At 68.9% G+C, this 11890-nt stretch carries 12 protein-coding genes; 9 read left to right on the top strand and 3 right to left on the bottom strand.

The window, feature by feature from the left end; genetic code table 11:
* Nucleotides 1-81 precede the first annotated feature (81 nt).
* Nucleotides 82-819 (bottom strand): hypothetical protein, encoded by a 738-nt coding sequence (locus tag ACZ45E_RS15160; protein ID WP_468220850.1) that lies wholly within the window; start codon nucleotides 817-819, stop codon nucleotides 82-84.
* Nucleotides 819-2225 (bottom strand): type VII secretion protein EccE, encoded by a 1407-nt coding sequence (gene eccE / locus ACZ45E_RS15155; protein ID WP_468220847.1) that lies wholly within the window; start codon nucleotides 2223-2225, stop codon nucleotides 819-821. Before eccE ends, ACZ45E_RS15160 begins: the two co-directional genes overlap by 1 nt.
* Nucleotides 2226-2486: 261 nt before the next feature.
* Between eccE and eccB the strand changes: the two genes are divergently transcribed.
* The 3 genes from eccB to ACZ45E_RS15140 all read left to right on the top strand — a co-directional run bounded on the left by eccB (nucleotide 2487) and on the right by ACZ45E_RS15140 (nucleotide 5985).
* The gene (eccB, locus tag ACZ45E_RS15150) at nucleotides 2487-4019 is read left to right on the top strand and encodes a type VII secretion protein EccB (protein WP_468220844.1); all 1533 of its coding nucleotides are present in this window, start codon (nucleotides 2487-2489) and stop codon (nucleotides 4017-4019) included.
* 74 nt (nucleotides 4020-4093) lie between these two features.
* Nucleotides 4094-5380 (top strand): type VII secretion-associated serine protease mycosin, encoded by a 1287-nt coding sequence (gene mycP / locus ACZ45E_RS15145; protein ID WP_468220841.1) that lies wholly within the window; start codon nucleotides 4094-4096, stop codon nucleotides 5378-5380.
* Entirely contained in the window at nucleotides 5377-5985 is a 609-nt protein-coding gene (locus tag ACZ45E_RS15140; RefSeq protein WP_468220839.1) for a hypothetical protein, read from the top strand. Before mycP ends, ACZ45E_RS15140 begins: the two co-directional genes overlap by 4 nt.
* On the opposite strand, the gene ACZ45E_RS15135 is transcribed toward ACZ45E_RS15140, so the two are convergent.
* Nucleotides 5960-6268 (bottom strand): hypothetical protein, encoded by a 309-nt coding sequence (locus ACZ45E_RS15135; RefSeq protein WP_468220836.1) that lies wholly within the window; start codon nucleotides 6266-6268, stop codon nucleotides 5960-5962. The two genes, ACZ45E_RS15140 and ACZ45E_RS15135, sit on opposite strands and share 26 nt — an antisense overlap.
* A 574-nt stretch (nucleotides 6269-6842) precedes the next feature.
* Here ACZ45E_RS15135 and ACZ45E_RS15130 point away from each other — a divergent pair.
* The 6 genes from ACZ45E_RS15130 (at nucleotide 6843) to ACZ45E_RS15105 (ending at nucleotide 11847) form a co-directional block, all read left to right on the top strand.
* Nucleotides 6843-7181 (top strand): DUF4333 domain-containing protein, encoded by a 339-nt coding sequence (locus ACZ45E_RS15130; protein ID WP_468220834.1) that lies wholly within the window; start codon nucleotides 6843-6845, stop codon nucleotides 7179-7181.
* 287 nt (nucleotides 7182-7468) lie between these two features.
* On the top strand, nucleotides 7469-7918 hold the full coding sequence (locus tag ACZ45E_RS15125) for a hypothetical protein (RefSeq protein ID WP_468220833.1): 450 nt from the start codon (nucleotides 7469-7471) through the stop codon (nucleotides 7916-7918).
* A complete protein-coding gene (locus tag ACZ45E_RS15120; protein WP_468220831.1) occupies nucleotides 7918-9711 on the top strand; it encodes a WXG100 family type VII secretion target in 1794 nt (597 codons plus the stop codon). Before ACZ45E_RS15125 ends, ACZ45E_RS15120 begins: the two co-directional genes overlap by 1 nt.
* A 157-nt stretch (nucleotides 9712-9868) precedes the next feature.
* A complete protein-coding gene (locus ACZ45E_RS15115; RefSeq protein ID WP_468220829.1) occupies nucleotides 9869-11017 on the top strand; it encodes a S8 family serine peptidase in 1149 nt (382 codons plus the stop codon).
* Nucleotides 11018-11142: 125 nt separating this feature from the next.
* Nucleotides 11143-11478, top strand: a complete 336-nt coding sequence (locus tag ACZ45E_RS15110) for a WXG100 family type VII secretion target (protein WP_468220827.1) — start codon at nucleotides 11143-11145, stop codon at nucleotides 11476-11478.
* A gap of 69 nt (nucleotides 11479-11547) precedes the next feature.
* Nucleotides 11548-11847, top strand: a complete 300-nt coding sequence (locus ACZ45E_RS15105) for a WXG100 family type VII secretion target (RefSeq protein ID WP_468220825.1) — start codon at nucleotides 11548-11550, stop codon at nucleotides 11845-11847.
* Nucleotides 11848-11890 lie beyond the last annotated feature (43 nt).

Raw genomic sequence — 11890 nt, 5'->3', positions numbered from 1 at the left:
GGAAGGAGGGTGTTGTGGTGGTGGTGCATTTTGGTGTCTCTATCCCAGCGGTGGTTCCCCCCCCCCCCCCCCCCCCACGACTCAGTCCATCCGTCGCGCGGTTCCCAACAATCCGGTCTCGGCGTCCGTCGCCTGCGTCATCACGTACTGCCGGTCGCGGTCGGTGCACCACAGGGTCACACCGTCGGCGAGCGTCGGCAGCGACTCGTACTCACCGCGCGGCAGTCCGAGGACGCGCCCGATCTCGGTCGCCTCGTCCGGTGACACCCGCTGCACGCCCACGAGCCGGGCCTGCCGCATCAGACGCGGCGCGACCGGGCTCAGGTACGGCAGCAACGTCAGCACCGACTGCCAGGGCGCGGAGGCCACCCGCCCGCGCGGGGGCCGCATGCCGCAGTCCCGGATGACGAGCACGGGGCCGCCGGCCGAAGCGCCCTGCGGCGGCACGCGTCCCACGTCGTGCACGGTCATGCCCGACTGCCCGCCGCCGACAGCCTGTACGAGCTGCGCCCACTGCTGCGCGCGACCCGTCTCCACCGCCACCCGCGCACCTGTCGCGGCGGCCCGCAGCGCCAGCACCTGCGCGGTCCAGAGACCACCGATGAGCGCGATGTCGTACGGCGTCGGGCGGTTGATGCCCATGACCGCGGGCTGCCCCTCGGCGTCCACACCGACGACCACACCGTCGTCCCCGATGGGCAGCGACAGCGTGTCGAGCTGCTCGGGGGAGAGGGAGTGGCGCTGGTGGCGGGGGCCGAGCAGACCGAAACCGGTCCGCAGCCGCTCGGTGAGGTCGGGGATCTGGCTGGTCATGGCCATCAGCGGGCACCTCCGAGCGGCAGAGTGGCGAGAACGCCGGGCAGTTGCTCACGGTCGAGCCGGACGAGCCCGGTACGCGCCTGGCGTGCGGCCCGCTCCAGATCGCGCCGGGCGGTGGTCAGCTCGCTGTCGCTGCGCCCCGTGATCCGCATGTGCCCGGCGAGGGTCACGTCCTGCTGGTCACCCTTGGCCAGCGTCAGACTGAACGTCGTCGCGAGCGCGGGCACCGTCGTCAACTGGGCGACGAGCTGCGGCAACGTCGCGTCACCGGTGCCCAGTTGGGGCCAGCGCCGCACCCAGTACGTGGTGTGCCTGCGGTTGTCGCAGCGCCAGCTGCGGCCGGACTCCTCGGTGCGCCGCTGCGGCGCCTCGCTCCGCCCGGCCTGCGCGGTCACCATCGGGTTGGCGCACGCCGACGTGGCGACCGCGGCGATCAACTCCTCCTCGGTGAGCACGCTCGCCCGGAACCCGGCGCCGCTCAGCCGGCTCGACAGGTGCTCGGCGACGCGCGCCAGGCACTTCTGCGCCCCGATCAGCTCACCGCCACGGGCGGCCACGGCCTCCGGGCACAGCTCGGGGTCGAGCTTCAACGCGATCCACGTGATGCGCACTGCGGGCGAACCGGTCTGCGCCTGCAACGGCGCGTAGTTGCTCACGGCCACCGACTGCTGCGGCAGGTGCAGCGCGGGGGCGGGCTGCGTGTGCAGCACGATCTGCGCCGACTCCAGCCGGATGCCGTCCACTTCGAGGGCGTCCCGCACCAGGCCGACCGGCAGCGGTCTGCGGCTGCGCTCGGCGCGCAGCGCGGTGGCGTCGGACTCGACCTGGAGCACGGCGGTCAGGAAGCCACCGTCCCCGACCATGCCGACCGGTCGCTGGTCACGGTCGTCCCCGCGGTTGTGGCTGTACGTGCGCAGGCTCGGGTCGCACTCGACGGCGGGCGCGAGACCCGGCTCGGTCCCCGGCGGCACCGGGGTGCTCGCCGCGCCGCGCCGCCGGGCCCGCATCGCGAGCACGGTGCCCAGCCACTCCGGCAGGGAGCGCCCCCGGCGGCGTACGAGAGCGAGCAGCAGCAGCACGGAGGCGGCGACGCCCGTCGCGATCAGCGCCACCATGTTGTCGGCCACCCAGCCGCAGACCACGAGGGCCGCGGCCAGCTCGATCAGCACGAGCCGCTGCGCGCGGAACGAACCACCGCGCCCGGAACGCGACTTCAGGTGCGGTGTCACCGGCCCGCGATGCGGCGAAGGAGATCCGGCGCGCGTACGGGGATCACGCGGGTCCTGTGCAGGCATGTGTGACATCTGTGAAGGAGAGGGGGAGCCCGGCGGCGAACCCTGCCCCGAACGGTCACTCGATCGTGACCTCGATTGCGACCGCGATCGAGCCCGCGTTGCGGAAGCCATCACTCCAAACCCCCCGAACTCTCCCGAAATCCCATGCGCAAAGGCTCCTCGTAAAGGACCCAGGGGCCCCTTGGAAGGCCCCAGCACCCTACCCGTGCCACATGCACAACGTCGTAACAGGCATAGTAGGGGCCGGGTCTGACAGCCACGGCAGCCGCACGACAGTCGCTCGGCGGCCCGAGGCACGCACAGTCGACACCGGTCGACCGAAGTCGGGGGAGAGCGCCCCCACGGCTCCGCACGGGGAGAGAGCGGACAGAGATGGCATCACGGCGGGACGAACTCAACGCCTACACCTTCGCGAAGCGCCGCACACTTGCGTCCTTCGTGCAGCCCTCACCGTCGGGCTCGGAAGAAGGGGCCCCCAGGCCGCTGCGGGCGGTACTGCCCGGCACCATCATGGGCGTGGTGATCCTGATGGTCTTCGGCGGCATCGGCCTGTTCAGCCCCACGGCGCCGAAGGGCTGGGACCAGACGGCGACGAACGTCATCGTCGCGAGCGACTCGACCACCCGTTACGTGGTCCTCAAGACCGGCAAGCAGAAGCAGCTCCACCCGGTCCTCAACATGGCCTCGGCCAAGCTGCTCCTCAAGGACTACACGGACAAGGTCGTCACCGTCGACGAGGGCGTCCTCGACAACGGCGACATCTCGCACGGGGCCACCCTCGGCATCCCCTACGCCCCCGACCGGCTGCCGAGCGCCGAGGAGGCCAAGGCCGCGAAGCGCTGGATGGTGTGCGAGCGCCCCAGTGACGGCGGCCGGGCCATCCAGAAGGCGGCGTTCGTCTTTGCCAAGAAGGACTGGAAGAAGAAGACCGAGGGCCGCAACCGGCTCAGCGGCGGCCAGCTGATGTACGTGGTCGACTCGGTCACGAAGAAGCAGTACGTCGTCGACGCCAAGGGCACCGCCTACGAGATCGCCGACCCGGCCCAGGACGGCGTGCTCACCGCGCTCGACACCCAGCAGCGCAAGCCGCAGCGCGTCTCGTCCGAGTGGCTGAAGACGCTCGACCCGGGCGCCCCCATCACCATGCCCACCGTCCCCGGCACCCCCGGCCGGACCGCGAACGCCATCGCGGGCAGCGGCAACGCCAAGTACGACAAGGTCGGTACGGTCCTCAAGTCGCTCGACGGCACGAAGACGCAGTACTACGTGGTGCTCCAGGACAAGGTCGCGCGCATCTCCGAGTTCACCTCGCAGCTCCTGCTCCGCAACCCGAAGCTCGCCAACTACAACCTGACCGGCGAGGCCCAGCAGGTGAACATCGCCGCGATGCAGAGCAGCGTCCCGTTCGAGGGCGAGAGCGCCGACTGGCCCACGCTCCAGCCGGAGACCGTGAACGACGGCACCAGCGTCACCAGCGGCCGCAACACGGTCTGCAACGTGCTGCGCAAGGTCGGCACCGGCGGCGCGACGCTCTCCACCTGGGTCGGCACCGACTTCCCGACCGATCTGCCGACCGGCTCCTCCAGCGCGTACGTCACGCCCGGCTCTGGCCAGGTCTTCCGCCAGATCCAGGGCACGGAGACGAAGGCGGGCCAGATCTTCCTCGTCACCGACACCGGCCTGCGCTACGCCCTGCAGTCCAACGGCGACAGCACCTCCAGCGACACGAGCGTCGGCACCTCCGCCAAGGAGCGCAAGGAGCTGGAGAAGGAGACGCAGACGACGCAGAAGCTGCTCGGCTACGACCAGGTGACGCCGCAGCCGATCCCGATGACCTGGTCCACGTTCCTGCCCACGGGCCCGCGCCTGTCCAAGCCGGACGCAGGCCAGCCGCAGGGTTCGTGAGCGGCAGCGGGGCGCGGCGGGACGGGAACGGGAGGGGTCACCAACTGATGTCGAGAACTGAGAACGTGAAGCACGTGAGGCGCTCGAAGCGCTTGCCGCAACTGAAGCGGGCCCTGCGGCGCCCCGGCGCACTGGTCGCGGCGACGGCGCTGACGGCCTCCGTGTCGGTGCTCGCCCTGCCGGCGGCGCCGGCCGTGGCGGACAGCGGCGAGTGCACGTTCGGCGGGAAGGACTACAAGGGGCGGCCCTGGTCCCTGCAACGCGTCAACCTCGACGCACTGTGGGCGGGCGCGACGGGCAAGGGCGTCCGGGTGGCGGTCATCGACACCGGCGTGGACACGAAGAACCCGCAGCTCACCGACGCCGTCGACGTGGCGGCGGGCCACAACTTCCTCCCGAAGAAGGACGACAAGGGCGAGGCCATCGCGGACCGCGGCAACGAGCACGGCACCACCGACACGGTCGGCCACGGCACCCGGGTCGCCGGGATCATCGCCGCCCGCAAGGACGAGAAGAACACGGGGTTCGTGGGTCTTGCCCCCGACGCCAAGATCATCCCGATCAAGCAGAACGACGCCGAGGGCCACGGCGATTCGAACGAGCTGGCCGCCGCGATCAACTACGCGGTGAACCAGGCGGACGCCGACGTCATCAACATCTCCCAGGACACGGAGAAGGCGCTGGCCGCCAACTCCGCTCTCGAGGTGGCCGTCGAGCACGCCTTGCAGCAGAACGTGGTGGTGGTCGCCTCGGCGGGCAACGACGGCCTGGGCGGCAACCAGAAGGCGACCTACCCGGCCTCCTACAAGGGAGTCCTGGCGGTCGCGGCATCGGACCGCAACAACGAGCGGGCCACCTTCTCCCAGTCCGGCGACACCGTCGGAGTGGCGGCCCCCGGCGTCGACATGATCTCCACCGTCCCCAAGGGCGGCCACTGCTCCGACAACGGTACGAGCTTCTCGGCCCCGTACGTCGCGGGCGTGGCGGCCCTCCTCAAGGAGCGGCACAAGGACTGGACGGCCCAGGAGATCGTCGCGCAGATCGAGCAGACGGCGGAGCGCTCCATCCCGGGCCACGACGTCCGGGTGGGCTGGGGCGTCGTCGACCCGGTCAAGGCGGTCACCGAGGTCGCCGACCCCAAGAACCCGATCCAGTCCCCCACACCCGACAGGGCCGTCACCAACGTCGAACCCCCCGACCTCGCCGCCGTCCACTTCGGCGAGACCGCCGACGAACGCAACGCACGCCTGGGCACCTACGCGGCGGTCGGCGCGATCGTCGTGGTCGTGGGCCTCGCGGGCGCGGCGGTAGCGGTGCGGGACGCGCGACGGAGGCGGGGGCGGGCGGAGCGCGGGGTATGACGGGCTTGGCGGTGCCCCTGTTCATCCTGGCCGCTGCGCTGCTGGCAATGGTGTGCGTCAAGACGGACTGGGTCCGCTCGGTTCGCCGTCGCACTTATCCGTCGGGCGGGGGGCTTCCCACGTCGGCCTTCGTGGCGGCGCGGGCGCTGCTCCTGACGATGGCGGCGATCTGTGTCTGGCAGGGCACGCAGGGACTGGCGACGGAGGGCAACTCGCGCTGGAGCGACGAGGAGCTGACGAGCGCAGTCCATCGGACGGCGGCCGACCTGGACGGCTACTGGTACCGCACCGACCCCCTGACGCATGACACCACGTACTTCGACGACTACGCCACGCTCATCGAGGACAAGGTGATCCGCTACGGAGGCGGTGGCGCCCCGCAATCAGGTGTGAGCGCCTCGCCGCTCTCCGGTGATCCGAACACCGACGGCGACTTCACTGTCCGGGCGAACGGCTCGGACATTGCCTTCTGCCTCCACGTGAAGACCTCCCGTGACAAGTCGCTGGATTACACGCCGCCCGGGATCAGTGGCGGTGAAGGCGGCGGTTCGTACAAGGAGTTGGGGTATCGGCTCGCGGTCACGGTGCGACACGGGACGTGCTGATTCCGAGCGGCCGGTCGGCACGGAGCTGCAGCGGGGATTCCTTGGCACGCGGGTCCGCGAGGAGGAAGGGCACCATGTCGTCACTCAGTGCCGTGCGGGCGAAACCCTCGTTCTCCGTGACGACCCGGAAGGCGTCGTCGAACTCCGGCACGCCCAGCTCCATCTTGGGTCGTGCGTCGAAGAAACCGTCCGTCCTGTGGGCACGGCGCAGTTCCATGGCCGGTCCCGTACCGGGAGTGGTGACGACGAAGACGGACTCGACCGTCATCTGCCTCTCGCCCATTTGCGTATGGGGCGACAGCGGATCGACGTAGTGGTATTCGAAGCACTTGAAGGAACGGTCGCGGAACTCACCCGTGATGTAGTGCCACGTACGCAAACTCGAACCGCGCGCGGGGAAGGGGCCGACTCCGCAATACTGGTCGATCTGTCCGGAGCTGCGCCTTTCGTACGTCCACCCGCGGCCCGGGCAATGCTCTCGAGTTGCGCCCGTCCCTCGATGATCTGGGCGTTCGCTCTGTTCGTGCGGAAGAACATTCTGATGACAAAGGTGAACAGGCCCACGACGAAAGCGAGGAGGAGTACCTTCACCAGAATGCCCACGAACGTGTCCATGGGCCCAGAGTTTGGCGGATGCTGTTCCCCGCGTGAGTCGAGGTTCTGCCGTGCGTGATGTGTCGGCTCCTCCTGAAGGTCTGCCGCCCGTGGCCGCCTGATCCGCGTAGCGGTGGGGTGGGCGTGGGCGGCGCGGTCTGTTGCCCCGTGCACCGCGACTTCGCGGCGCACGCGATTGCGCAGGTGAAGGTCATTTGTTGATGTGGCGAAGAATTCAAGGTGCGTGGCGATAAGCGGCGTACGTGACGGACAGGCCGGATGGTGGCTCTCCGGGGGCGCCATATGCTGGGCGCGCCAAGGGGGACCTTCCGCTCCCGGCGGGGAGTTCCGACCCGAAGCTGTCGAAGGAGAAGCCGGCCGACACGGTCGCCGAGAAGCCGGCCGCAACGACGGGCCAGGCCAAGCCGGACATCACCTGCCCGGAGGACCTGGCGGGCAGGGTCGGAACGACCATCCGCCGCAAGCTGACGGTGTCCGACGGCAGCACCCTGGGTGTGACGGCCAAGGTCACGTCCGTGGACGGAAAGAAGATCAACTTTGACACCCAGGCTGACGAAACGCCTACGTCGGCGCAGGGCTGACAGCCCGCGCGGTCTCAGTCGGTCTGGTCAACCTGCCTTCGGCTTAACGGAGTTGGCCCGCGACGCCGTGACATCGCCCGCCGGCCGGGTCCGGCCGGGTGAATCGGGCACATCGCGGCGCCTGATGCCGTCTCGTGACGGAGTTGCTGCATAGCCCGGTTGGAGTAGATGTACTGGGTGACTACAGTGGTAAGTGCGTTGTAAGACGCGACTGGCTTTGCGATCGTGCGCCAGGCGGATGCCTCGCACGGATCGGGTAGGACCACGGGGAACGGGGAGGACACGTCGTGATTCCGGCGGACGGCGGAGGCGTTTCGAAGGCTGCGGCAGCCGATCTCAAGGTCGGCTCAGAAGTTCTGACGACCTTCAAGCAGCGTGTGGACAAGATTCTTCAGGACTTCGAGGGCTCGCCCGGAAGCTCCTCCAAGGTCCGGGACCATCAGATCAGCCGAACCGCGGTCGCCAGCGGGACCGCACCGTTCGTCGAAGCGGATGTGCTGCACCTCAGCTACGAGCAGGTCCACAGCCGCATCACCTCCCTCTCCCAGATGCTGGGAATGCAGATCGAGGCAATGAGCATCGCCTCGCACGGAGCGGAAGTCGGCTTCGCCAACCTGGAGGAAGAGCAGCGGCGCCGCTTCTGGGAGATCCAGACGAGGATCGACCGTGAGCACCGCACCGCGGACGCGGAGAAGAAGCAGAACAACGAGACGCAGTCGAAGGGGGGGTACAAGTAATGAGCGGCAACGACGGGAAGACGTCGGGAACCCCGACCCCTCAGGAACAGGTGGCCGGTCAGGTCGCGGTCACGGACGGCGTCCAGAGCGTCATGAGCCTGATGCACGACGCCTTCGGGTTCGGCTCCGACCGCGCGTTCTCCGTCTCGGACGACCTCGCGAAGAAGCTCCACGTCACGCCCGGAAGCACGAGGTTCGAGGAGCATCTCCTCAACGCCATGCTCGACCTGGTCGAGGGCACCAAGCCGAGTGACCTCGAGAACGCCGGCTCTGCGCTCTGGAAGGCGAGTCAGGCGATGACCGACGCGGCCACCGAGCTGCGCACCAACATCAAGCATGCCAGCGCCGACTTCCAGGGTGAGGCGGGCACGTCGTTCCAGGAGTGGGGCACGAAGCTCGCCGGTCACACGGACGCCCTGAGCACCTACGTCCAGAAGGCCGGTGTGGAGATCGCCGCCGCCGCCACCGGACTGGCGTCGGTGAAGAGTTCGCTGCCTCCTCGCGACACCCGGCCCTCACACAAGGCGTTGAAGCCCGAGGCGCTGCCGGCCGCGAAGCAGACCGAGGGCAACGCCGAGTACGACGAAGCCGTCAAGGTCGAGAAGCATCGGCAAGAAGCGATCAACCAGATGAACCGGTTGGCTTCGTTCTACTCCGTCTCGGCGGAGACGTTGAGCGGCCTGACACCGCCCACGTTCGACACGATGCCGAACGTGGGAGTGCCCAGGCCCACCCCCTCCACGAGCGAGCGGTTCAGCGCCGAGACGGGCACGTCGACGGGGTCCACCGGAAACGCGGAGGTCGCGACCTCGCGGCGCCAGTTCGTCCAGGACACGCAGGGATCCACGGACCTCCAGTCCCCGGCGCCGAAGGACGTGAACGGGACGGTCACCATGCCGGACCGCCCCGCAGTCGGTACGGAGATCGACAGCGTCGGCACGCTCCCGAACCCCACGACGTCCACGCCCGGCCCGCAGGCGCCGCAGGCACCCGTGACCGCCACCGGCCCGAGCACGAGCGGCCTGACGGTGCCACTGCCGACCGGATACACCGGCCCTCTGGGGAAGGGCGGCGGCGGAGGCAAGTTCGGTGGAGGCGCCGGCAGGAACCCGTTCACCGCTCAGGACCGCGCCTCCACCTCTGGACCCGGGGCTTCACGGACCACCCCGGGGCGAGGCACCACGAGCAACCCCATGGGCCAGCACGGCGGCGGCACGGGCCAGCAGGGAACTTCGCGCGGGGGTATGCAAGGCGGCCGCCCGAGCACCACGAGCCGTGGGGTGACCGGCGGCACGCCCCGGCCGAACGGGGCGCAGTCCGCCCGCACTTCGGGCCCCGGCACCACCGGTGCGGCGCGGTCGAACGGTGTGGTCGGTGGACGCCCCAGTACCCCGCAGGGCGCGGGCCAGACCGGATCGCGGGTTCCTCGCGGCACCGTGATGGGTGAGGGGGCCGGTGGCGCTTCCCGGGGAACCAACGGCCGCATCGGACAGCGCGGCGTGATGGGCGCCCCCGGTACCGAGACGGCGGGGCGCTCCACGGGTGCGGGACGCAAGATCCAGGGCGCGTCCGAGGCTGTGACCGGCAAGCCCGCCGGAAGGACTTCCGCGGCCCGCGCCGGCCGCAACGGATTCACCTCGGGCGGCGAAGGGCTCGTACGTGGCCCCTCCTCCCGGCAGAAGCGCGACGAGGACGACCAGGAAGGCGCCCAGCGGCCGGACTACGTCGTCGAGGACGAAGCCACGCATCTTCCACAGCAGCCGCGGCGCGATGTGCCGCCGGTAATCGACTAACTCCCGAACGAGGACGTACAGCAGCATGAAGCCAGGGATCGGCCGCCGAGTTCGGCAGAACGTACCTGTACCACGGCGCACCACCTCGCGCCTGGCGGTGGCGACCGTCGCGCTGGGCGCCGTGGTCGGTGCGACGGTAGGGCTTGCCCCGGCGGCCTTGGCTGACGGGAACGTCCAGTCGCAGGAGTGGTTCCTGGACGCCATGGACGCCGATGCGATCTGGAAGGTCAGCACGGGCAAGGGCGTCAAGGTTGCCGTCATCGATTCCGGCGTGAGCGACAGCACCTCGTCGTTGAAGGGCCAGGTGCTCGCCGACGAGACGCCCGAGAGCGTCGCGTACCACGCGACCAAGGACGTCTCCGGCCACGGCACCACCATCGCCGAGCTGATCGCCGGCACGGGGGCGGGCGGAGGGCTGAAAGGCGTCGCTCCCGGGGCGAAGATCGTGCCCTACCGCATCCTGCTGACCTCCTTGAAGAACAAGGACGAGCGCAAGAAGACCCCGGACACGGCGAAGGCCGTCCGGGCCGCGGCCGATACCGACGCGAAGATCATCAACATGTCGATCGGTGACGATCTGGTCGACCCCGAGCTGGAGTCCGCGATCAAGTACGCCCACTCCAAGGGCAAGCTGATGTTCGCCGCTGTCGGCAACGACGCGGAGAAGAAGAACCTCGTCGACTACCCGGCCGCGTACGACGGTGTCGTGGGTGTCGCCGCGGCCGACGATTCGGGGAAGGTCGGCAAGTTCTCGGAGCACGGGGACTACGTCGACCTGGCCGCACCGGGACTGAACATCCCCAGGTGGTGCGATGCCACTCTCACCTCCTACTGCGGCGCGGGCGAGGGAACCAGCCCCGCGGCGGCCATCGCCTCCGGCGCCGCGGCGCTCATCTGGTCCGCGCATCCGGAGTGGTCCGCGAACCAGGTCCTGCGGGTGCTGACCGGCACGGCAGGCCGCAGTTGGCCGAAGGACGAGCCCAGCACGTACCTCGGCTACGGCCTGGTCCGGCCGGCCCGGAACCTGCTGCACGGCGAGGGCACCCCCGGCGCCGCGAACGTGGACCCGATCACCGATCAGCGGACCACAGGTGCCAGTTCCGGTTCGGACACCCCGCCCTCCGCTTCTGCATCAGACTCGTCACAGCCCCCGCAGAAGGCTTCAGATGTCCCTGCCGAGGCGGCAGGATCGGAAGCGAAATCGTCAAGTGGCGGCAGCACGCTGTGGATTGTGCTCGGTGTGGTCGCCGCGGTGATCGTGATCGGTGGCGGAGGTTTCGCTGTGCTGCGGGCGCGACGTAGCTGACAAGACTTTCAACCGTGGAAGTTCCTGCGCTTCTTGGGCGGGCCACGGGGGAGCGGTTCGGCCTCCAGCGGGCATGAACCAAATAGTTGGAACTAGAGGCACACCTAAGGAAAGGCAGGAGCGCCATGGCCAGCGGGCAGCAGAAGCTCGAAGACCAGCAAGTAATCCAGCTTGAGAAGCAGATGTCGGAGAAGTACGACGGCATTCGCAAGCGCGTCCACAACCTGCAGGGCGTCATCGATGGTCTTGAGGGCCAGTGGAAGGGCATCGGTAAGCACGCCTTCGACAAGAAGCAGTTCGAGATCAATGAGTCGCTGCAGAACATCGGCAAGATTCTGGCCGACGTCATCGACGCGATGAACAAGACGCGCAACATCAAGGACAGCTCGGAAGACGACGTGCGTGCCTCGGTGGACAAGATCTCCGTCACCGACGGAGCTTCGTCTCTCAGCGGCTACTGAGCGGCGCCGAGTTCAAGGCATCCGAAGTACGTCAGAAGCAGAACCACGAGCGAGACGAGGTAAAGAGATATGGCCGGTAACGGTGACGGGCTGCTCGTAACTTATGACGGGCTCGACCAGGCGGCGACCCAGATCGGTAACGAGGCGAAGACCCTCGAACAGGATCTGCAGGAGCTGCGGCAGCTCGTGGTGAAGAGCCAGGAGTACTGGGCCGGTGAGGCGCAGGGCACCTTCGGTGACAAGCTCCAGAAGTGGGACAAGGAAGCCGCTGACATTCACGCGGCGCTGACCGGTATCGGCCATGTCGTGGGTCAGTCCGGCGGTACCTACATGGACGGCGACAAGAAGGCGTCCAGCTACTTCCAGTAAACGGGAGCGGTTTAGTCTGGGGTGGGCACGCGCGGGAGGTGCC

Source organism: Streptomyces sp. NPDC030991, from assembly GCF_055571235.1.
The sequence above is the reverse complement of the archived record's forward strand: the minus strand, read 5'-3'. Positions and strand labels throughout refer to the sequence as shown.

What these genes read in the sequence shown, in the direction of transcription:
- eccE (WP_468220847.1), bottom strand. Translation starts at nt 2,225, where the DNA reads ATGGCTTCCGCAACGCGGGCTCGATCGCGGTCGCAATCGAGGTCACGA.
- ACZ45E_RS15110 (WP_468220827.1), top strand. Translation starts at nt 11,143, where the DNA reads ATGGCCAGCGGGCAGCAGAAGCTCGAAGACCAGCAAGTAATCCAGCTT.
- ACZ45E_RS15105 (WP_468220825.1), top strand. Translation starts at nt 11,548, where the DNA reads ATGGCCGGTAACGGTGACGGGCTGCTCGTAACTTATGACGGGCTCGAC.
- eccB (WP_468220844.1), top strand. Translation starts at nt 2,487, where the DNA reads ATGGCATCACGGCGGGACGAACTCAACGCCTACACCTTCGCGAAGCGC.
- ACZ45E_RS15120 (WP_468220831.1), top strand. Translation starts at nt 7,918, where the DNA reads ATGAGCGGCAACGACGGGAAGACGTCGGGAACCCCGACCCCTCAGGAA.
- ACZ45E_RS15135 (WP_468220836.1), bottom strand. Translation starts at nt 6,268, where the DNA reads ATGGGCGAGAGGCAGATGACGGTCGAGTCCGTCTTCGTCGTCACCACT.
- ACZ45E_RS15140 (WP_468220839.1), top strand. Translation starts at nt 5,377, where the DNA reads ATGACGGGCTTGGCGGTGCCCCTGTTCATCCTGGCCGCTGCGCTGCTG.
- ACZ45E_RS15160 (WP_468220850.1), bottom strand. Translation starts at nt 819, where the DNA reads ATGGCCATGACCAGCCAGATCCCCGACCTCACCGAGCGGCTGCGGACC.